This window comes from Acinetobacter sp. 766875, assembly GCF_000582055.1.
In the GTDB taxonomy this organism is placed as follows: Bacteria; Pseudomonadota; Gammaproteobacteria; order Pseudomonadales; family Moraxellaceae; genus Acinetobacter; species Acinetobacter nosocomialis.
The window spans coordinates 158712-179909 of the sequence record NZ_JEXX01000006.1 but is presented as its reverse complement, the minus strand read 5'-3'; the positions used below and the strand labels follow the sequence as shown (position 1 = coordinate 179909).

At 40.0% G+C, this 21198-nt stretch carries 21 protein-coding genes and 4 tRNA genes; 22 read left to right on the top strand and 3 right to left on the bottom strand.

Annotated elements, in window-relative coordinates; translation table 11 throughout:
• The first annotated feature begins 2 nt into the window (after positions 1 to 2).
• A complete protein-coding gene (gene filF, locus J576_RS08125; RefSeq protein WP_002050432.1) occupies positions 3 to 1928 on the top strand; it encodes a putative pilus system protein FilF in 1926 nt (641 codons plus the stop codon).
• A gap of 47 nt (positions 1929 to 1975) precedes the next feature.
• Here the strand turns inward: filF and J576_RS08120 are convergent, their stop codons facing one another.
• On the bottom strand, positions 1976 to 2524 hold the full coding sequence (locus J576_RS08120; protein ID WP_000006666.1) for an NUDIX hydrolase: 549 nt from the start codon (positions 2522 to 2524) through the stop codon (positions 1976 to 1978).
• A 114-nt stretch (positions 2525 to 2638) separates the two neighbouring features.
• On the opposite strand from J576_RS08120, the gene J576_RS08115 reads away from it, so the two are divergent.
• The 6 genes from J576_RS08115 to fghA all read left to right on the top strand — a co-directional run bounded on the left by J576_RS08115 (position 2639) and on the right by fghA (position 7818).
• A complete protein-coding gene (locus tag J576_RS08115) occupies positions 2639 to 3265 on the top strand; it encodes a CoA pyrophosphatase (protein ID WP_081402344.1) in 627 nt (208 codons plus the stop codon).
• Between the two features lie 22 nt (positions 3266 to 3287).
• Positions 3288 to 3815, top strand: a complete 528-nt coding sequence (locus J576_RS08110) for a gamma carbonic anhydrase family protein (RefSeq protein ID WP_079377068.1) — start codon at positions 3288 to 3290, stop codon at positions 3813 to 3815.
• Between the two features lie 132 nt (positions 3816 to 3947).
• Positions 3948 to 4613 (top strand): tRNA (adenosine(37)-N6)-threonylcarbamoyltransferase complex dimerization subunit type 1 TsaB, encoded by a 666-nt coding sequence (tsaB, locus tag J576_RS08105; protein WP_002050333.1) that lies wholly within the window; start codon positions 3948 to 3950, stop codon positions 4611 to 4613.
• Positions 4614 to 4624: 11 nt separating this feature from the next.
• Positions 4625 to 5416 (top strand): class I SAM-dependent methyltransferase, encoded by a 792-nt coding sequence (locus J576_RS08100; protein WP_002050362.1) that lies wholly within the window; start codon positions 4625 to 4627, stop codon positions 5414 to 5416.
• 136 nt (positions 5417 to 5552) lie between these two features.
• On the top strand, positions 5553 to 7004 hold the full coding sequence (locus J576_RS08095) for a C13 family peptidase (protein ID WP_002050332.1): 1452 nt from the start codon (positions 5553 to 5555) through the stop codon (positions 7002 to 7004).
• Entirely contained in the window at positions 6973 to 7818 is an 846-nt protein-coding gene (fghA, locus tag J576_RS08090) for an S-formylglutathione hydrolase (RefSeq protein WP_002050446.1), read from the top strand. Before J576_RS08095 ends, fghA begins: the two co-directional genes overlap by 32 nt.
• Before the next feature lie 3 nt (positions 7819 to 7821).
• On the opposite strand, the gene J576_RS08085 is transcribed toward fghA, so the two are convergent.
• Positions 7822 to 8094, bottom strand: a complete 273-nt coding sequence (locus J576_RS08085) for a DUF2218 domain-containing protein (RefSeq protein WP_000843452.1) — start codon at positions 8092 to 8094, stop codon at positions 7822 to 7824.
• A gap of 184 nt (positions 8095 to 8278) precedes the next feature.
• Here J576_RS08085 and rpe point away from each other — a divergent pair, with 184 nt between their 5' ends.
• The 14 genes from rpe to J576_RS08015 all read left to right on the top strand — a co-directional run bounded on the left by rpe (position 8279) and on the right by J576_RS08015 (position 18451).
• Positions 8279 to 8965, top strand: a complete 687-nt coding sequence (gene rpe, locus J576_RS08080) for a ribulose-phosphate 3-epimerase (protein ID WP_002050430.1) — start codon at positions 8279 to 8281, stop codon at positions 8963 to 8965.
• 356 nt (positions 8966 to 9321) lie between these two features.
• Positions 9322 to 10143: a Cof-type HAD-IIB family hydrolase gene (locus J576_RS08075; RefSeq protein ID WP_002050359.1), complete on the top strand. Its 822-nt coding sequence runs from the start codon at positions 9322 to 9324 to the stop codon at positions 10141 to 10143.
• A gap of 101 nt (positions 10144 to 10244) precedes the next feature.
• On the top strand, positions 10245 to 10640 hold the full coding sequence (locus tag J576_RS08070) for a hypothetical protein (RefSeq protein ID WP_025467851.1): 396 nt from the start codon (positions 10245 to 10247) through the stop codon (positions 10638 to 10640).
• A 40-nt stretch (positions 10641 to 10680) separates the two neighbouring features.
• On the top strand, positions 10681 to 12615 hold the full coding sequence (locus tag J576_RS08065) for a copper resistance system multicopper oxidase (RefSeq protein WP_002050335.1): 1935 nt from the start codon (positions 10681 to 10683) through the stop codon (positions 12613 to 12615).
• Positions 12602 to 13357, top strand: coding sequence for a copper resistance protein B (locus J576_RS08060; protein WP_002050369.1), 756 nt, complete (start codon positions 12602 to 12604; stop codon positions 13355 to 13357). The genes J576_RS08065 and J576_RS08060 overlap by 14 nt, the downstream gene beginning before the upstream one ends.
• Positions 13358 to 13385: 28 nt before the next feature.
• Entirely contained in the window at positions 13386 to 14381 is a 996-nt protein-coding gene (locus J576_RS08055; RefSeq protein ID WP_025467850.1) for a cation efflux transmembrane domain-containing protein, read from the top strand.
• 148 nt (positions 14382 to 14529) lie between these two features.
• Positions 14530 to 14850 (top strand): DMT family transporter, encoded by a 321-nt coding sequence (locus J576_RS08050; RefSeq protein ID WP_002050323.1) that lies wholly within the window; start codon positions 14530 to 14532, stop codon positions 14848 to 14850.
• Positions 14851 to 14861: 11 nt separating this feature from the next.
• Positions 14862 to 15341, top strand: coding sequence for a methylated-DNA--[protein]-cysteine S-methyltransferase (locus J576_RS08045; protein ID WP_002050401.1), 480 nt, complete (start codon positions 14862 to 14864; stop codon positions 15339 to 15341).
• Positions 15342 to 15477: 136 nt separating this feature from the next.
• Positions 15478 to 16698, top strand: a complete 1221-nt coding sequence (gene argJ / locus J576_RS08040) for a bifunctional glutamate N-acetyltransferase/amino-acid acetyltransferase ArgJ (RefSeq protein ID WP_002050457.1) — start codon at positions 15478 to 15480, stop codon at positions 16696 to 16698.
• Positions 16699 to 16844: 146 nt separating this feature from the next.
• Complete coding sequence (nadA, locus tag J576_RS08035; RefSeq protein ID WP_001278265.1) at positions 16845 to 17909, top strand: quinolinate synthase NadA; 1065 nt, start codon at positions 16845 to 16847, stop codon at positions 17907 to 17909.
• 142 nt (positions 17910 to 18051) lie between these two features.
• Positions 18052 to 18128, top strand: a tRNA-Pro gene (locus J576_RS08030).
• A 56-nt stretch (positions 18129 to 18184) separates the two neighbouring features.
• A tRNA-Arg gene (locus J576_RS08025) sits at positions 18185 to 18261 on the top strand.
• A gap of 33 nt (positions 18262 to 18294) precedes the next feature.
• A tRNA-His gene (locus J576_RS08020) sits at positions 18295 to 18370 on the top strand.
• 4 nt (positions 18371 to 18374) lie between these two features.
• Positions 18375 to 18451: transfer RNA gene (locus tag J576_RS08015), tRNA-Pro, on the top strand.
• Positions 18452 to 18608: 157 nt separating this feature from the next.
• Here the strand turns inward: J576_RS08015 and add are convergent.
• Positions 18609 to 19604 (bottom strand): adenosine deaminase, encoded by a 996-nt coding sequence (gene add / locus J576_RS08010; RefSeq protein ID WP_002050425.1) that lies wholly within the window; start codon positions 19602 to 19604, stop codon positions 18609 to 18611.
• 401 nt (positions 19605 to 20005) lie between these two features.
• Between add and J576_RS08005 the strand changes: the two genes are divergently transcribed.
• The gene (locus J576_RS08005) at positions 20006 to 21181 is read left to right on the top strand and encodes a zinc-binding dehydrogenase (protein ID WP_025467848.1); all 1176 of its coding nucleotides are present in this window, start codon (positions 20006 to 20008) and stop codon (positions 21179 to 21181) included.
• Positions 21182 to 21198 lie beyond the last annotated feature (17 nt).

Here is a 21198-nt window from a genome sequence, read left to right as displayed (position 1 = left end):
TAATGAATAAAAAATTATTATGGCCTTTTGCATTAACCACATTAGCAATCATGCTGAATGGTTGTGGCGGTGGTAGCTCAACCATTAATGAAGATCCTACAAGTGGTTCTGGTAGTTCAAATGCAAATGGAAGTTGTGATGCATCAAATAGTGACTGCTTACAGTTTTCACTCGATTATCCCATTGCTGGTCTTAATTTTACCTGTAGTAGTGCTGCAAATCAGAGTTTTGTTACTAAAGCTTCAGGAAACAGTGTGGTTGGTACATGTAAACTTGGTGATACAGCAAATTTCTTTTTACAAGGCACTCAAACTAAAACAAAGATCGATTTAGGTTCTGTTCAATTAGATAATATTTCAAAGATTAAGGTGGTCGTTCCGCCACGTTTGAAAGTTATGGATATGGCTACGGCTTTAACAGGTGTAGCACCTGCTTCATTAAGTCAAAATGATCCAACCATCCGTGTAGCAATGGCCTTGGTTAAACTCTTTCAAAGCGTTGGTTTAGAGCGTGGTGATAATGTAGTGGGAGATATACAACCTACACTATTTACCGAAGATAAGAAAAATACGCTAAATGTAGTACTTCAAAATATTACTGCTGCTGAATGGCAAAGTGGAACATACGCCAGTATCTTGAAACCTTGGTTAGATGTTAGCCAAATTGATGATAATCAGGCTTTTGCTTTAGTAACTCAATTGGCTCATTTGAGTTTGGTAGGTTTATATCAGTCAGATTACTTGACCTTAGCTCAACCAAACTTAATTTCAGAAAATTTTTATGGATGTAATTTAGCTAATTTAGCGGATTGTCCAAAAAATGCTGCTAATACCCAACACGTAATAGGCAATTTATTTTTACTCTCAGATCGTCAAGGTTATACATTTGGTTACGGCTTACAGTGGAAAGGTACAAGTACTACTACAAGTAACTCAACAGTTACAGCAGTAATGGAAGTATTGACTAAATCTAAGCCAGCTCAACTTACAGCGAATGCTCAAACCACATGGCTCGATCCATTACAAGCTGAGATTAAATCGACGCAACCATTCCATTTAAAAGCTTCAGCTAATAGCGCTGAAGATTTACTGATTTATCAAGGTAAATTATTAAATGATTCATTTATTGCTGGTCGCGAAAGTCTTTATTTAGGTGCAACAAATAGTAAAACACCAAATCCTCAACAATATGCGTTATGGCGCCAGAGTATAGGTAATCAAAACTATAATGGTTCACTAGACATCTATAAAGTAACTCCAGCAAGTTATCTTGCAAAAGATATCTTTAGAACTTCAAAAAATGTGAGCTCAGGGCAAACTTATATTTTCCCGTTATATGGTACTTTAAATATTAAATTTGATACTGCTGGAATTTCACCAATCGATTTAGGTATTGTGATTGATGAAAATGGTGATATTCGTACTGATATTAAACCTAATGCAACAGCAACGGATATGTCTGGTCAGTGCGGTGTGGTTTCAGATAATACTTTAATTGATAACAATGGCGTTCAACAGTACCGCATAGGGACAACCGGTGGTACAGAGTCTTCTTCAAATGACAAATCAATTACAGTAAAAATGATTTTTGCTGAACCGAAGCTCGGTAATCTCAATGGTATTTTGGCTGGTTTAAATTCGAATGTTGTTCAAGGTACTACTGCAACTGGTAGTCAAACACTGATTGTAAGTGGGGCAAAAATTAACGTTGCCAACTTATTACAAGGGCAGTTAAATGGTATTAACCTTACAACTTATGATAACAAGACAGTTTCATGGTTAAATCCATATGCCTTCTATCAACGAGTCTATAATAATATTAAGGATGTCAGCCCAGCTCCTACAGAAGAGGATAAAGCTTTAGCTGAGCGAATGAGTGGAACGATAACGATTAGAACGGCTGATTGTTATCAAATTAAGACAAAATAAAAACCATAAAAAAAGACCGTGAAAGCGGTCTTTTTTTATTAAATAAATTAACCTGTATGGTCTAAACGAGTTCCTAGTGTTTCTAGGTGCGTTGGAAAAACTTGTTTTTTACGATCTTCAAAATAATGTCTGAGTGTGTGTTCGACACTCGGAAAGGCAAGTTCACCCCATGGAATCTCATGCTCTTCGAATAATCGGCTCTCTATGCTTTCTTCACCCGCACCAAAAAGTCCATCTTTTAGCTGGGCTTTGAAAAGTACATAAATTTGACCAATACGAGGAATATTGTACATACAGTAAAGTTGTTCTATTTCAATTTCGGCTTCTGCCTCTTCACGAGTTTCTCGCGCCGCACCTTGTTCCATGGTTTCGAACAACTCCATATAACCAGCGGGCAAAGTCCATAAGCCATAACGAGGTTCAATTGCACGACGGCAGAGGAGTACTTTATCTTCCCATAACGCTAAGGCACCGCAGATTACTTTGGGGTTTTCATAATGAATATTTCCACAATGAGTACAAACACGGCGTACTTTATGATCACCTAAAGGAATTTTTTGTTCGGTTTTATGCCCACACGCTACACAGAAACTCATAATTATCATCGAGTATAGAGATGCCTCAGCATAACTGAATTTTTAGACTTACGCATCAACTCTATTCCCTAAGTTTGATTTTCAGATATGATGCAAAGAGAGACAGAATAATAGGTGAATGGTATGGAAGAGCACTTGCTAACACAAAAGTTACAGCAAAGATTGCGCTTTTCCACCCGCATACAAGAAGCACAAGCTGCAGTACTGATTGCGATTACAAATGAAAATAATCCTAAGGTACTGCTTACACGCCGTTCAATACATATGAACAACCATGCGGGGGAGGTTTCTTTTCCGGGTGGCAAACGTGACCCTAGTGATACAAGTAATATTGTTGTAGCGCTAAGAGAGGCTCAAGAAGAGACGGCTTTAAATCCGTTTGATGTACAGTTGCTAGGTGATCTGCCTATGCAACGTGCAAGAAGTGGCTTGTCTGTAAAACCGATTGTTGGGCTTATTCCTCCTGAGGGAACTTTAATTCCTCAGCCCACCGAAATTGATCGAATTTTCTTTGTGCCTTTACAGCAACTTATAGAGACGCGTCCGACGCCATATGAAGTTCGATATGCTCATCAATCTTTATACTTCCCAAGCTTGCAGATTGATAATGAAATTATTTGGGGACTCACAGCGCGGATGTTAATTGCCTTATTTAAATATGGTTTAGGCTACCAAAAAGAGTGGCCATTTCTACTGAACTCACCAACGTTTGGAATGCCAAAATTTTCTCATAAAAAATAAAGATCAGGACTGATAAATTATGATGTATAGCTATCAAGGACAGCATCCAAAAGCCTTACATGAGCCATGGGATGGCTGGGTTGCTCCAACCGCAACGCTTATTGGACAAGTAGAATTAGGCCGTCAGGTCAGTATTTGGTTTGGTGCTGTAGTACGTGCCGATAATTGTATAGTGCGCATTGGTAATTTTTCTAATATTCAAGAAAATTCGGTATTACATACTGATGCTGGACTTGAGCTAAATATTGGTGAATATGTCACGGTCGGACATAAAGTCATGCTGCATGGTTGTACAATTGGTGATAATAGCCTGATTGGTATGAACGCCGTCATTTTAAATCGGGCTGTGATTGGTAAAAATTGTATTATCGGTGCTAATGCTTTAATACCAGAAGGTAAAGTGATTCCAGATAACTCAGTAGTGATGGGTTCACCAGGAAAAATTGTGAAAACTTTGGATGAAGATGGCGCGGCAAAAATACGTTTGAGCGCACTACATTATGCTGAACACTTTAAAAGCTATGCCGATTTGAAAGAATTTCACTTTTAAAATTTTAGTAAGATATTTTCTATGCCAAGCACTCGCTTGGCATTTTTATTTAGATAGGAACAACTCGCCTAACAGGGCTGAGTGGGGTATCATTACTTCCGTTTTTAATCTGATTGAATACTAAGGTTGTGCATGAAACTGCTGGCGTTGGAAACTGCAAACGAGCAATGTTCCATTTCATTAATCGATGAAACCCAAGAACTCTTTTTCCAACTCGATACGCGAGCGAAAGCACAAACCCAGACCATTCTGCCAATGATTGAGCAAGGGTTGCAACAAACCGAACTTGACGTAGCTGGTTTAGATGCAATTGCCTTTAGTCGAGGGCCAGGTTCTTTTAGTGGTGTTCGAATTAATGCTGCTGTTGCTCAGGCATTAGCTTGGTCACAAGATTTACCAGTGGTTCCAGTTTCTACGTTACAAGCTCTCGCACAGGCGGCTTACCGACTTGAAGGTTTAGAACAGGTGACTGCGGTACTCGATGCACGTATGAACGAAGTTTACATTGCAAGTTTTGTTCTAGATGAGCAAGGCATCATGCAGTGTATCGATGAAGAAAAATTAATGAACTACGAGCAAGCGGCTGCTTATGCAAAGCATTGCTTAATTGGTTCAGGTGCTAAGCTTCTTCAAGCCGATGCAGAGCATCAAACAATCACTGCCACTGCACAAGACATTGCTTCGATTGCACGTGTCTATGCCACGCAAAAGCAGTGGGTTGATGCAGAACATGCTTTACCGGTTTACTTGCGTGATGATGCGTGGAAAAAAATAGCGGATCAGGGTAAAGCAAAGTAAAGGCACTACTCATGCATATATATTTTGAAGTAGATTTTCAAGAGCAAGCACAGCACTACCAAGCTGTGCTTTGTTCTAGAGGTGTGACTGCCGATTTACAGCCGATTGAAAAGCTTAATGCTCGTTTTTTACGTTTAAACCCTGACTTAGCGCTTTGTGTAGATGAAAACGGACTTTGGTTATCTGCAAATGGCATGAAAATGCAGCCTGACTGGAAAGCTGAAATTCCGCGTTTAAAACGTGCAAGTCTTAAATCAGAGATGATTGCTCGAGCTTGTCAGTTGGGTGAAAAACCAGTACTTGTAGACGCAACAGCGGGTTTAGGCCATGACAGCTTACTTATGGCGTATTTAGGTGCTCAAATTCAGCTTGTTGAACGCCATCCGATTTTATTTACTTTACTTGAAGATTCAAAAGCTCAAGCACTGCACGATCCATTTTTAAATCAATTTATGGAACGTATTCAACTGATCTTTGCTGACTCTGCAAGCTATTTACAGGAATTACATCAAGAAGCAAAAACGGTTGATGTGGTTTACCTTGACCCGATGTTCCCACAGCGCGACCAGAACCAACAAGCGATTAAAAAACAAGCCCAAGTCAAAAAGCAAATGCAGCTTTTGCATTTACTTTTACCAGAACATGGAGAAATGGATTTAGGCGATAATTTGCTTGAGTTGGCTCAGAAAGTTGCCAAGCGAGTGATTGTGAAACGTCCAAGACATGCTGTTTTTTTAGCAAATCAAGAGCCAGCCCATCAGTGGCAGGGGGATGCTTGTCGTTTTGATGCTTACTTTCAGTAAGCTTATGTAAGGTTAAGTTTTATTGCTTGAATAATGCACAAATATATGTGATATAGTTCAAAAGCATGATTGCTAAAATTCTTAGCAGGCATACACTTATGGTGCCTGACAAAAACGAAATTTTTGAAACCTTTTTATGATTGATCTCAAACCTTCCATTAACTTTTGGCATGATTTTAAAAGTAACCAGCTTGCCGGAATGTGGTTATTTTTGGGGTCAAGACGTTCCTTACAGATCGTACATCCCTCTATTCTTCAGCTTATTGTTTGGGGAATATTAGGCGGATGTACCAACTCGCTTTATAGCTGGCTTGTTGCCGGTCAAACGGGTGACTTTAACTCGCAAGGCTTAATTGGATACGCGCTCTGGCCTTTTATTGCGCTTATTGTTGGTATTTTTCTATCACAGCGTATTAATCAGCCGCGTCTAATGTTAGTTCCAGCTTTGCTTTGGCTGGTTCTAGATACCAATATTTTATTAATCCAATGTTTAATTCAATATTTGGGTTCTAACGGTTACCTAAACTTTATTCCCGATGCTATTTATAACGGTATTTTACCAAGCCTATTTGTGGCACTTTTTGTATGGCAAAGTTTAGCTGTCATTTGGGTTTTCTCACGTGAGCTCAAGTGGCCGTGGTGGGAGCGGGCATTGGTTATGGTTGCAACTATTGCGACCATGGTGGTCTGGCAGCTTTCTGTAAAAGATCAGCCTATTTGGAAAGTAGAAGACTCTCCACCTACGTTTGCCGAAGATGCTTTTTATGCACAAAGCAAGTTACTTCATGATGCCTTAGAACAGGTTCAATATGGTGAAGTGGCTAAAAGCCATTGGTATTTCTTGGGTGTGGCGGGCGATAGTTACCAAGACGTTTTCAAGTCGGAAGTGGTCCGTATTAAAGAACAATTCGATACACGTTTCGGTACAGTTGGGCGTTCAATGATGCTGGTCAATAACCCAGATACTCGAACTGAAATCCCGATTGCATCTAAAACCAGTATAGAGTTGGCTCTACGCCGTATGGGCCAACAAATGAACCGTGATAGTGATGTGCTGTTCTTATACATGACATCGCACGGTGAACAAAACCATTTTGAAATTGAAAATGCACCTCTAGATTTGGGGCAAGTCGATCCGAAATGGTTACGTGAAACACTCGATAAAGCTGGTATTCGTTGGCGTGTGATTGTCATTTCTGCTTGTTATTCAGGAAGTTTTATTCCTGCTTTACAGTCACCAGATACTTTAATTATTACTGCATCTGCGGCAGACAAAACCTCTTTTGGATGTAATAACGAAGCTGACTATACTTATTTTGGACGAGCTTTCTTTGACTTGGCAATGCGAGAGCAATCTTCAATGAAAGATTCGTTTAATGCTGCCAAGCAAACCGTGACCAAATGGGAAGTAGCTCAAGGTGTAGACCCTTCAGAGCCGCAATGGATGATTGGTAAGAATATGGAACTTATGCTACCTCAGTTGGAAAAATATCTTTTCCCGCAGCAAAGTACAGGTAGTGTAAATATTGCTCAAACACAAACAGAGGCTAAAAACGATGCAACTCCTGCAAAAAAACCGCTGCTTTGAAGGTGAGCAGCGTATCTACCAGTTGGATTCTCAATTATTAAAAGGGTCTACTAAGTTTGGTATCTATTTGCCACCTGCTGCATTAGAAGGTAAACCATGTTCTACATTGTTTTACTTGGCGGGTTTAACGTGTACTGAGGAAACCTTTGCCATTAAAGCACATGCACAGCATATGGCAGCTCAGCTTAGTCTTATATTGATTACGCCTGATACTTCACCTCGTGGTGAACAGGTAACAGCTGGTGACAATTGGGATCTAGGACAAGGTGCAGGTTTTTATATCAATGCTACGCAAGCGCCTTGGTCTGAACACTATCAGATGGAAAGCTATTTAATTGATGAGTTATATCCACTCATTTTAAAAAGTTTTCCAGTAAATGCTCAGCAAGTTGGTGTCTTTGGACATTCGATGGGCGGTCATGGTGCATTAACTTTGGCTTTTAAATATCCAGAGAAATTTAAGTCAGTCTCTGCTTTTGCACCGATCTGTGCACCAACTGATTGTGCATGGGGTGAAAAAGCATTTAGCCATTATTTAGGTGCAGATCGTGAGAGCTGGTTGGACCATGATGCCACAGCTTTAGTCTTAAAAAATGGTGCAGTTTTTAGCGAAATTTTGGTGGATCAGGGATTGGATGATCAATTTTATGAACAACTTCACCCTGAAAAATTTAAGCAAGCATGTTTAAAGGCAGGACAGCCTTTAACTTTAAGACAACATGCGGGCTATGATCATGGCTATTATTTTATCCAGACCTTTATGGATGAGCATTTGCAGTTTCATGCAATCCAGTTGGAAAAAGTCGCTGGCTAATAATTAGTGCTGCCATTCCACCTGAAATTCTTGTTGAGCCATACGGTTTAGATGATCAAGGACAACTTTTTCCAAGTGGTCATGGTCATCTAACTGGCTATCAATAGCAACATTTAATTGCTCTGTTTCTGGTGCAAGCGTAATGGTTGCTGTAGGCATTAAGATTTTAAAATCTTGCTCAGTTTCTTGTACTTCAAACTTATGTTTCCAATGATTAACTAGACGTTTTGCAATGCGTTTTCCATCGTTTGTTAATAGATGAGTCGTACTTTTCATTATCAATCCTCACATTGGTTTAATGTACCTTAACAAATTCGTTTGGCACTTGGCATTCTATAGTAGCAACGTTACGTTGCAAGTTTGAAATGTTGTCATTTAAATAAGGAAGGGCGGGCTAAGTAGGTTCTTTTTTGTTATAATTTCTAGCCTCTCCTTAAACTTCTAGCCAGGTCATCCACCTATGTCCAAGCCTTATTTGATTGCTCCTTCTATTTTATCTGCCGATTTTGCTCGTTTAGGCGAAGATGTAGACAAAGTGTTAGCTGCAGGTGCAGATGTAGTGCATTTTGACGTGATGGATAATCACTATGTTCCAAACTTAACTTTTGGTGCTGGTGTATGTAAGGCTCTAAAAAACTATGGTGTTAAAGCTCCAATTGATGTGCATTTAATGGTGTCTCCAGTTGACCGTATTATTGGTGATTTCCTAGAAGCAGGCGCTGATATTATTACTTTCCACCCAGAAGCATCTCACCACATTGATCGTTCATTACAGCTGATTAAGTCTGGTGGTGCTAAAGCAGGTTTAGTCTTTAACCCAGCAACGCCGTTACACCATTTAGATTATGTGCTTGATAAAGTTGACCAAATTTTAATAATGAGTGTAAACCCTGGCTTTGGTGGACAAAAGTTCATTCCAATGACTTTAGAAAAATTACGTGCAGCGCGCAAAATTATCGATGCAAGTGGCCGTGATATCCGTTTAGAAGTTGACGGTGGGGTTGGCCCAGCAAATATTCGTGAAATTGCAGAAGCGGGTGCAGATATGTTTGTTGCTGGTTCAGCAATTTTTGGTCAACCAGATTATAAAGTTGTAATTGATCAAATGCGTGCAGAGCTTGCTAGAGTTGGTACTGTGAGCGTTTAAAAAAGCTTATTAAGCTGAGAGTAAACTTGTGGATAACTTTGTTTATAACTTTATGGATAACTGTGTTGATAACCGTATGGATAAAATGTTGGTAAAATAAACAAAAAAGAGATCAACCGTTTACTCTCTACACAAAATATATGAAAAAAGAACGCTTTGGCGTTCTTTTTTTATACGTATTGGATATTTTATTGTCTGTTTTTTTATTAAGCTTTGCTAAAAAATGACCTGTGCAAAAAATGAGATGGAGCTGTGTAAAACTTTTAAAACATAATAGATAGAAAACTGTAAAAGTGTCATGAAAAGTAAAGCTAAATTTGATTTAATAAGATTTTAGTAAGAGACCTAGATCATTAATGACAGTAAAAATTTTAGCGGTAGATATGGATGGGACTTTTCTTAATTCTAAGAAGCAGTACAACAAAGCACGTTTTTTAAAACAGTATGAACAACTAAAACAAAATAATATTCATTTTGTGGTGGCCAGTGGTAACCAACTTGCAAAGCTTGTTACTTATTTTCCAGAAATTAATCATGAAATTGCTTTCATTGCAGAAAATGGGGCACATGTTGTAGATGCAGGGCAAGAACTCGCTTTTGCTCATTTAAGCAAAGAACAGTTTGATAAGATTCTAAAAGCGATTGACCCTGCGTATACCTCGACCATGGTGATCTGTGGGAAACAGAGTGCTTATGCACATAGGAGTATGAATGCAGAGGACTACGCTAAAGTCGCTCGATATTTTGAGAAGCTGACAGTTATCGATGACTTTTATGCGTTAGATGATCTGGTGTGTAAAATTACTTTTACTGCTCAGGAAAACGAAAGTTTTGCAATTTTTGAACATTTTCAGAAGCAAAGCTTCGTAGCAGATAAGGTTTTAGTGCCTGTTTCTAGTGGCTTTGGTTTTATTGATTTGATCCTTCCAGATCAACATAAAGCGCATGGTTTGAAACTATTACTACAAAAATGGCAGATTGAAGCCAATCAAGTGGTTGCGATTGGCGATAACAATAATGATATCCAGATGATCAAAGCAGCAGGTTATGGGTTTGCGGTTGAAAATGCTATTGAAGCTTTAAAAGCAGTAGCACCTTATACAACACTAAGTAATGAACGAGAAGGTGCACTAGAAGTGATTGATTTAGTTCTTCAGCATCAACCTCCGTTTGCTTAATGACCATAAAAACAATCAATTAAGATGTAAAATTGTATCTGTTTTAAAACTTGGTTATGCTTGTACCCCATAGATAAATGGATTGCTCAAGGCAATAAATGATGACGCTGCAACACTTACGCAAGTATGCTTGGTTTGTGTTCCTAATGACTTTGGTCATTGGGTGGAGTGGCGTGTCTGTTGCTCAGATGCCTATGCAGCATGATCTTCATACAATGCCATGCCATAGTAAGCAAATGACACATCACACTATGCATGTTCAAGCTGATGATCAGGCGATGTGTCATCAATCTATGGTTAAAGTTTCTCATCAACATGGTGAACACTGTCAAGACTGTAACCCAGTGCATTGTCAAATGGTGAATCTGGCTTTACAGCAAGCTGTACCAGATATTGAAACATCATTTGTTCCTATTTCATCTCAATTTAGTAGTATTTATCAGGCACAGCATTTAGCTGGATACTGGCAAGAAATCTTACGTCCACCAAAAGCTTAATCCTTTCTTACTTATTTTTTTAGTTAAAAGGATTACAGCAATGTCTCATAAAACAATTAGCAGCCTCGTCGCTGTATTTGGTCTATTGGTTTCACCATGGACCCTTGCGGCAATTAAGGAATATCACCTTAATATTAATGAACAACAGGTCAATGTTACGGGCAAACCCCTTAAACGAATTACCGTAAATGGCAAGTTTACAGCCCCACTTCTTGAGTTTGAGGAAGGGGATGAGGCTGTTATTCATGTTCATAACCAATTAAAGAATCAAGATACCTCTTTACATTGGCATGGCTTATTACTACCTGGGTTAATGGATGGTGTGCCCGGTTTCAATGGTTTTAAAGGAATCGCGCCAAACGGAGATTTTGTTTACCGTTTTAAGGTGAAACAAAATGGCACATATTGGTATCACGCCCACAGTAAAGGCCAAGAACAAGATGGTTTATATGGACCACTCGTGATTTATCCAAAAGGAAAAATACCCGTAGCTGCTCATGAAAAAACTGACCGTGATTATGTGGTGATGCTTTCAGATTTTCATCAGTCTTCTAGCGATAGTATTTTAAAGAATTTGAAGAAATCTGCTGAGTATTATCAGAACCGCCGTGAAACCGTATCTGATGTTTGGAAGCAAGTGAAAACACAGGGCTTAAAAGCAACTTGGCAAGATCGTTCGATGTGGAATCAGATGCGGATGTTAAAAACCGATATGTCTGATGTGACGGGTTATACCTTCTTAGTTAACGGCAAGACACCAGAGCAAAACTGGACAGGTAATTTTAAAGCGGGCGATAAGGTTCGATTGCGATTTATTAATGCATCAGCTATGTCTTTTTTTGATGTCAGAATTCCAAATTTAAAAATGACTGTCGTGAGTGCAGATGGACAGCTAGTTAAACCTGTTGCAATTGATGAGTTTCGTATTGGTACAGCCGAAACCTACGATGTCATTGTAGAACCTAAACAAGCAAATTATCAGATTGAAGCTGAGTCTATTGACCGCAGTGGTTTTGCCATTGGTACCCTGCATGATGAAAATACCCAAGCTGTAGGACCGGTTCAAATCCCAGCATCACGCCCACGTGCTTTATTAACCATGGACGATATGGGTATGAGTCATGGGGGTAAAAGCGATCAACATGCTGGCCATCAAATGACTATGCAACATGACATGTCGGCTATGCCTGAGATGAAAAAAGAGACGAGTCAGGCTAATCATGATCACACAATGATGAAAATGGACCATGACATGAAAGATATGTCATCTGACGGACATGACCATTCTATAATGCACATGAAGCATGACATATCGGCCATGCCTGAAATGAATCAGGATATGCAGACTATGTCATCTAGCGAACATGATCACGCTATGATGAATATGAATCATGAGATGCCATCTCAATCTAAGAATAAGCCTAAAAAGGATGAACCAGTTTATGGCTGGGCAAATGCTTCAACACCAGCAGGTATGAAAGCACTGCAATATAGTGATTTGCAGTCTTTAACACCGCAGCCAGATACTCGTGCGCCCGAGCGTGAATTAGTCATTCGTTTAGGGGGCAACATGGAACGTTATATCTGGACTATTAATGGTAAGAAATTTAACGAAGCTGAACCATTACAAGTTAAATATGGCGAACGTATTCGCTTGAAGTTTATAAATGACAGCATGATGGCTCATCCAATGCATTTACATGGCATGTTTATGCAATTGGAAAATGGTCAACAAGCTGAAAACCTACCAAATAAACATACCGTTATTATTCCACCCGGAAAAACCGTTACTGCGTTATTGACAGCCGATGCTTTGGGAGAATGGGCGATTCATTGTCATTTGCTCTATCACATGAGTGCGGGAATGATGAATAAGTTGATTGTTGCTCAAGTAAATGACAGCCAACAACCAGCTCAATCACAGCCACCTGTTCAATCTGAAAATGAGAAAGGAGCTAGTCATGCGCATCACTAAGTTATTTTCTCAAATGATCTGTTGCGGTGCTTTCTCGGGTATATCTGTATTTACTTTTGCTCAAGAACCTTTAACACACGATCATTTACGCGAACATGGTGGACAGGTTTATCAAGCAACTAAGCTTGATACTGGCTGGACTCAAAATGAAGAGGGGGAAGGCAGTTTTTCTTCTGAATTGGAAAGCTGGGTGGGAACGGATGAAAATAAATTGTTCATTAAAGCCCATGTTGAAAAGGCCGAGTCGGAAGATGCCAATTATGGCGGTTCAGTACTTTATAGCCGCAATATAGCTGATTATTGGGATGTACAGGCTGGGGTAAACTATGAACGTTTACAACGGGAAGACGAAAAGCAAGAACGTTGGGCTGGTGTAGTGGGTTTACATGGCATGGCGCCTTACTTTTTTGAAACCGATGCTTATATTTATGCAGGTGAAGATCAGTTATGGAAGTTGAGCCTAGAGACTGAAAGGGACTTACTCTTTACCCAAAAGTTGATTGGTAAGCCCTATTTAAAAGCAAACGTTGTTTTGCAAGATGAATCTCGCTATGCCAGTAAAACGGGATTATCGAGTTTACAGGCAGGTTTTCAAACCCGTTATGAAATCAATAAAAAGGTCATGCCATTTGTTGATGTCGGTTATGGTTATGAAAAAGGTTTAAAACAAACTGCTTGGCAAACTGGAACCGACTCTGAAAATGGTTGGTATTATGGTGCAGGTTTAACACTTAAATTTTAATTGCCGAACAAAAAGTAAGCTTAATGACATGCCGTTAGTTTATACTAATGGCATTGTTTTTTGTGTCAGTTATGGTGCAAAGATGGCTTTAGAAAAACAAGAGAATCAAATAAATGTAAATAAAAGCTGCTCAAGCTGTGGGTGTTCAAGCGTAGCAACTCAGGAATATTCTATGCCGAGTGAACCTATGGCAAATAAAATCCAATGGGTGAGTTATTACCATATTCCTCACATGGATTGTGCAGCAGAAGAGCAGATGGTGCGAATGGCGTTAGCACCTTATGCTGGCCATATTCAAGAACTTGAATTTGATTTGCCTGCTCGGCATTTAGCGGTGTATCACAGTACAGAAGCTGAAAAAATTACCCAAAGTCTGCAACGCCTAGGTTTAGGGGCAGAGTTACAGCAAACTCAACCTCACTATGAACCCGTTGAAAAGCCTAAAAAGGTACGTGTTAGCTCTTCAGCCAATGCAGCACAAAAACAGGTTTTACAATGGTTGTTACTTATTAATGCAGTGATGTTTTTTATCGAATTTATGGCAGGCATCATTGCGTCATCAACAGGATTAATTGCTGACTCACTCGATATGTTTGCCGATGCGGCAATTTATGGAATTGCTTTATTTGTGGTAGGTAAAAACCTCAATGCTCAATTAAAGGCTGCACATATTTCCGGATGGTTTCAGTTTGGCTTAGCCATGATTGTGTTAGTTGATGTATTACGTCGTTTTATATACGGCAGTGAACCTGTTTCAATTCTCATGATTTTAATTGGTGGTTTAGCGCTTGCAGCCAATGTTAGTTGTCTTTATTTAATGAGAGATCATAAGGAGAGTGGGGCACATATGAAGGCGAGTTATATATTCTCTGCCAATGATGTCATCGTAAACTTAGGTGTCATTATTGCGGGAATATTAGTTGCAATCACTGGCTCTCGTTATCCTGATTTAATTATTGGATTGATTATTGTTTTGTTTGTTTTAAATGGTGCTCGGAAAATACTACAACTCAAAAATGAATAATATTTTCTGATAAAGGCAAGCTTGAATTCGGGTTTGCCTTCATTTTTTATTTTAAAGTAAACTGAGTCTTCACATAAGGAGGAACGACCTCCCCCATAATGGGTAATCATGTCGGGACGACCTGACACTATAAAAATTAGTGAATGTTATGGCTTGGGCTATTTTAATTTTAGCAGGTGTATTTGAAATCATTTGGGCATATTCTATGAAAATGTCTGAAGGTTTTACACGTTTAACCCCTAGTGTTATTACCGTAGTTTTTATGATTTTGAGTGTGGTTCTGCTTTCAATATCAATGAAAACTTTACCCCTTGGTACTGCTTATACGGTTTGGACAGGCATAGGTGCAATTGGATCATTTTTAGTGGGTATATTTTTTCTCAATGAACCTATTGGTGCAATGAGAATGATTGCCGCTGTACTGATTGTATCGGGACTGGTTCTAATGAAAATTTCGTCTCCATCTTAAAGGGATAAAGTATGTTGCTGTCTTATAAGTATATCAATTCGCCTGTTGGGCAATTAAAACTAGTTGCGAATGAAAATGCTTTAGTGGCAGTACTTTGGGACAATGAAAATCCAAAACGTGTTCGACTGGCAGAGCTGGTCGAACAAGCTGAGCATCCAGTTTTATTAAAAACTGAGCAACAGTTAAAAGAATACTTTGAAGGCAAACGCCGTGAATTTACATTGCCATTAGATTTTGAAGGTACAGCATTCCAAAAACAGGTGTGGACCGCATTACTCAGCATTCCTTATGGCGAAACAAGAAGTTATAAAGAAATTGCTGTTCAAATTGGAAATGAAAAAGCAGTGCGAGCAGTAGGGGCTGCCAATGGTAAAAACCCAATTTCGATTATTGCACCTTGTCACCGAGTCATTGGCGCGGGTGGCGCTTTAGTGGGTTTTGCTGGTGGTCTTGATAAGAAAGATATTTTATTAAAATTAGAGCAAAAATAAGCTATTTTTAGCGCTCGATTTTTTCAGGCTTTTCTAATAAGCTGTCAATACTGATATTTCATATAAAGCGGGTTTTATGACCTCGCTATTTTCTGAAATATTGATCTTTTCATAACAAACTCTGGATGTTCTAAAAATGGCTGTCGGCGACGTAACAATGCCACAAATGCATGTGGTAAAAGGTGTAAAAATTGGCTCAACAGAAGCATATGTACGTTACCAAAACCGACGAGATTTAGTCATTTTTGAGTTTGCAGAAGGTTCAAATGTTGCGGGTGTATTTACTCAAAACGCCTTCTGTGCAGCACCTGTTCATGTCTCTAAAGCGCATCTTGCCCAAGGCAATCCTCGTTATTTAGTAATTAATACAGGTAATGCCAATGCGGGTACTGGACCTACAGGCTTAAAAAATGCTCAAGCTACTTGCGCGAAGTTAGCTGAGCTTGCTGGTGTGAACAGTTTTGAAGTACTTCCGTTTTCTACAGGGGTGATCGGTGAGCAGCTTCCAATGGAACGTTTACTTGCTGGTCTTCAACCTGCATTAAATAGCGTACAAGATGCTGCTTGGAATGATGCAGCAACTGGCATTATGACGACAGATACAGTTCCTAAAGGTGCATCTGAACAATTTGAACTTGATGGCATTACTTATACCATGACCGGTATTAGTAAAGGTGCAGGCATGATCCGTCCAAACATGGCAACCATGTTGAGCTTTGTGGCTACAGATGCGCCTATTAGCCGTGATTTAGTCCAAAAGCTATTAAAGACAACGGTTGAGCATTCATTTAACCGTATTACCATTGATGGCGATACTTCAACAAATGACTCTTGTATTTTTGTGGCGACTGGTCAGGCTGGTGGCACTGAAATTACATCAGACAGCGATGCGCGCTACGCAAAAGTATTAGAAGTGCTTGCTCGTGTCATGAACCGTTTAGCACAGTTAATTATACGTGATGGCGAAGGTGCGACCAAGTTCATTACTGTTGCGGTAGAGGGTGGCGGTAACATTCAAGAGTGTTGTGACATTGCGTATAGCATTGCGCATTCACCACTCGTTAAAACTGCACTGTTTGCATCTGACCCGAACTGGGGACGTATTTTAGCGGCGATTGGCTATGCAGGAGTTAAAGACTTAGACGTGTCTAAAATTCAGGTGTGGTTAGATGACGTTCAAATCTGTAAAGATGGTGGTGCAGCCGAGGACTATACCGAAGAAGCGGGTGCGCGCGTTATGGCACAAACCGAAATTACCATTCGCGTTGATTTAGGTCGCGGTCAGGCCAAGGACACAGTCTACACATGCGATTTATCTTACGACTACGTCAAGATTAATGCAGATTACCGTTCGTAAATATTCAGTTATAATCAAGCCTCGACAAAGAGGCTTTTTTATTAGCCCCATCTTTTGATATTAAATGATTCAATCTAGTAAATCATTTAAGCAGTAACGTTATATGCGAGCAGGTATGCCAGCATGAAGGATAGAGAAGACGTTTTATGAGTGATGCGACTTTAATTGCCAACGATGCAAAAAACATTGTACAAGCGCATTTAGACCGTTTAGGTGAACCAAAAGACAACCGCCTAAGTGAAGAAGCAAAACAACAAAAGTTTGCACAGATCGAAGCAGAGCTCAAAAAACGTGATGCTGTCCTTGTTGCTCACTACTATTGCGATCCTGATGTACAAGAACTTGCAGAAAAAACAGGTGGATGCGTTTCTGACTCTTTAGAAATGGCCCGTTTTGGACGAGATCATGCAGCCTCTACACTGGTTGTGGCTGGTGTTAAGTTTATGGGGGAAACAGCTAAAATTCTGTCTCCTGAAAAAACAATCCTGATGCCGACACTTGAAGCAACCTGTTCACTTGACTTAGGTTGTCCAGTCGATGAGTTCACAGCATTTTGTGATCAACACCCTGACCACACCGTAGTGGTTTATGCCAACACATCGGCTGCTGTTAAAGCACGTGCGGATTGGGTAGTGACTTCCAGCTGTGCAGTTGAAATTGTTGAGCACCTAGACAGCTTGGGCGAAAAAATTATTTGGGCACCAGATCAGCACTTAGGTCGCTATATTCAAAAGAAAACTGGTGCAGATATGTTGCTTTGGGATGGCGCATGTATTGTGCATGAAGAATTCCGTGCACGTGGCATTGCCAACATGAAAGCATTGTATCCAGATGCGGCTGTATTGGTACATCCAGAGTCACCAGAGTCGGTAGTAGAAATTGCCGATGCGGTAGGTAGTACTTCTCAACTCATTAAAGCTGCACAGACTTTGCCAAATGAAAGACTCATTGTGGCAACTGACCGTGGTATTTTCTACAAAATGCAGCAAGCAGTACCAGATAAGATTTTAGTTGAAGCTCCAACAGCGGGTGAGGGAGCAACTTGTCGTTCATGTGCTCATTGTCCGTGGATGGCAATGAATGAACTCGACGGAATTTTAGAAGTTTTACAAAAAGGCGATCAAGAAATACACGTTGATCCAGCGCTAGCTGAACGTGCCAAAATGCCTTTAGATCGAATGTTAGCCTTTAGTGCATCGTTAAAACGTTAAAAAGCCTCAAAATGCTTGTTAAATATACATTTGATAAGGATTTTTAACTTTTTTTGACAATAGGTGTTGACGTCTGAGGGCGTCGCGCCTAGAATGCACACCGTACCGCACGATGTGCGATACAGCAAAAGCTGAGATAGATCGGAGCATAGCACAGCCTGGTAGTGCACCTGGTTTGGGACCAGGGGGTCGTAGGTTCGAATCCTACTGCTCCGACCACTTAAAAGAATATTTTAAGATCGGCGAAGTATCGCATGATAAGCATCATCGGTTAAGCGCCTGTAGCTCAGTTGGATAGAGCATCCGCCTTCTAAGCGGATGGTCACAGGTTCGAATCCTGTCAGGCGCGCCATTCGGTAGCTTGGTACATAGAACTTATTTGATGGTGGATGTAGCTCAGTTGGTAGAGCCCTGGATTGTGATTCCAGTTGTCGCGGGTTCGAATCCCGTCATTCACCCCAATTTCGGAGCATAGCACAGCCTGGTAGTGCACCTGGTTTGGGACCAGGGGGTCGTAGGTTCGAATCCTACTGCTCCGACCATATTTAAAAGCGTTCAAGCTTTCTAAAATATCCCAAATATTGAAAATAATTTCTTCTAGTCTTACAGACAGAAGGAATTTTTTTGTTTTTATATATTTAAATTTTAATTCATACACACTCCAATATTTGAACTTGTTTAAATAAGTTCTGTTCTCTGCTATTGATATTTCTGCCTTAACTCATCTTTTTCTTGTTCTGATAAAAATGCGATTTTAAGTCCATTTTGTTGAGCTGTATAAATTTGCTCAGGACTTAAACCTGCCAGTGGAGCAGCAGTTAAATATTCATGTTGTATTTCAATACCTTCAACAGCAGGGTCATCTGTATTAATGGTGGCAAGCACACCATGTTCTAAAAAAGTCTTTAATGGATGTTCTGCTAAAGAAGGCACTGTGTTGGTTTGAATATTTGAGGTGAGACAAGATTCAATACCAATCTGATGTTTTGCCAAATAATCTAGAAGTTTTAAATCTTGAACTGCTTTAACACCATGTCCAATTCGTTCGGCACCTAATTCTTCAATGGCTTGCCAAATACTTTCTGGACCGGCAGCTTCACCTGCATGTACCGTAATGTGCCAACCTGCATCACGTGCTTTTTTAAAGTGCTCAATAAATAAATTGCCCGGAAAACCAAGCTCATCTCCAGCGAGATCCAGCGCTTTAATATCATTTTTATGGGCGAGTAGGGCATTTAATTCTTTTTCGCAGGCTTCTTGGCCAAAAGTACGGCTCATAATGCCAATTAAATTCGCTTTTACCCCGTAAGCTTGGCTGCCTTCTTTTACGCCAGCAATAACTGCTTCAACAACCCCTTCAAGTGGAAGTTGATGGGTCATTCCCATATAACCCGGTGAAAAACGTAGTTCTACATAATCTAGGCCTTGCTGTGCTGCATCTTGCATGTTTTCAAAAGCAATGCGTTTGCAGGCATCTAAACTGGCTAATACTTTTACGCCCCAATCGAGCTTCGATAAAAAACTTAATAAGTCAGGTTGGTTATCCATCACTTGTACGTGTGGTCGCAAAGATCCAATGTCGTAAGCAGGCAAATCTAAATGGTATTGTTGGCCTAATTCTAAAATAGTTTGAATGCGGATGTTGCCATCAAGATGACGGTGTATATCTGTAAGGGGAAGCGTTTTTGTAATCATAGATTTCTTCTTATCTGTTTGCATCAATTCATCATGCCTGTTTAGAGCCACTGATAAAAGTTTGGTTTTGCTATGTTTTTGTGAAAAGCGTTGAGTTGAGTTTTTTGAACTTACTATATTTGTATAAGTTTTAATTTTGATGACATTGTTCTGGCCTAAGAAGATAACGCAGTCTGTGTAAGATACAAGCACCAAGATTTTTATTGTTTTTAATTTCGTTGAGCCTGTTTTTGTTGACTCTTCAAGAGTAGATTGGCTGAAGAATGGTCATTGGTATTTTGGCTTTTACTTGTAAAGATGAAGAAAGGCTTGCTAAAGACCAAACCGATAAAGCGATTAATTTATCTGTAGAAATCTATTTCTGGCAAGTAAATGAAAAAGAAGAAATAGGAAGCACTCAAATGAAGTCGGTACTTTGTCATCAAGCAACATTACAAGTAGTGGATCAACCGAACTTAACACCTGCAAAAGGGCAAGTTTTATTGGAAGTGGTGCGATGCGGGATCTGTGGTTCAGATTTACATATGCAGCACCACTGCGACCACATGCATGATTTGGCTGCACGTGTAGGGTTTAATGGTTTAGCGAAGTCCACAGACCCGTTTGTACTAGGACATGAGTTTTGCGGCAAGGTTTTAGACTACGGTCCAAAAACACGTCATAAATTTAAAGCCGACACACTCGTTTGTGCAATGCCGCTTTTAAATGTAGATCAGCATGGTTATTTGTCTACAGGGCTTTCCCCAAATGCTTCGGGTGGCTATGCCGAGCAAGTATTGGCTCAATCAAGCTTGATGTTTGAAGTACCGAATGGTCTAGATGCAGATAGTGCCGCTATGACTGAACCAATGGCAGTTGCATTGCATGCTGTTCGCCGTAGTCGTGTAAAAACTAGTGAACCTGCGATTGTGATTGGTTGTGGTCCTGTTGGGTTAGGTGTCATATTAATGCTTAAAGCAGCGGGGGTTAAAACCGTAGTTGCCAGTGACTTTTCTCCAAACCGCCGTAAGCTTGCCGAGCAATGTGGTGCGGATATTGTGGTAGACCCTAAAGAGACATCGCCATTTGCCAACTGGAAAGAGTTTGGTTTACTTGGCAATGTATCGGATGCCATTAACATGGGCATGGGACTGTTTGATAAGTTACAAGCGACTCGTTTACCGTGGTGGCATGGATGGCGCATGATTGATAAATTAGGCGCTCTGCCAAAACGCCCTGTTATTTTTGAGTGTGTTGGCGTACCGGGCGTTTTACAGCAAATTATTGAAGGTGCACCTTTATTTTCCCGAATTGTTGGGGTGGGCGTGTGCATGCAAAGTGATAAAATAGAACCCGCACTTGCGATTAATAAAGAGTTAGAAATTCAGTTTGTATTGGGATACACGCCGCTTGAGTTCCGAGATGCGCTACACATGATTGCAGAAGGTAAAGTGAACTGTTCACCGCTCATTACCGGTGTTGTTGGCCTAGAAGGTGTTACGAGTGCATTTGAAGCATTACGTGACCCTGAACAGCATGCCAAAATCTTAATTGACCCGAAACGTAGCGGTTCAGATATTCAATTAATGAAACATTAATTTCAAAGCTATTAACG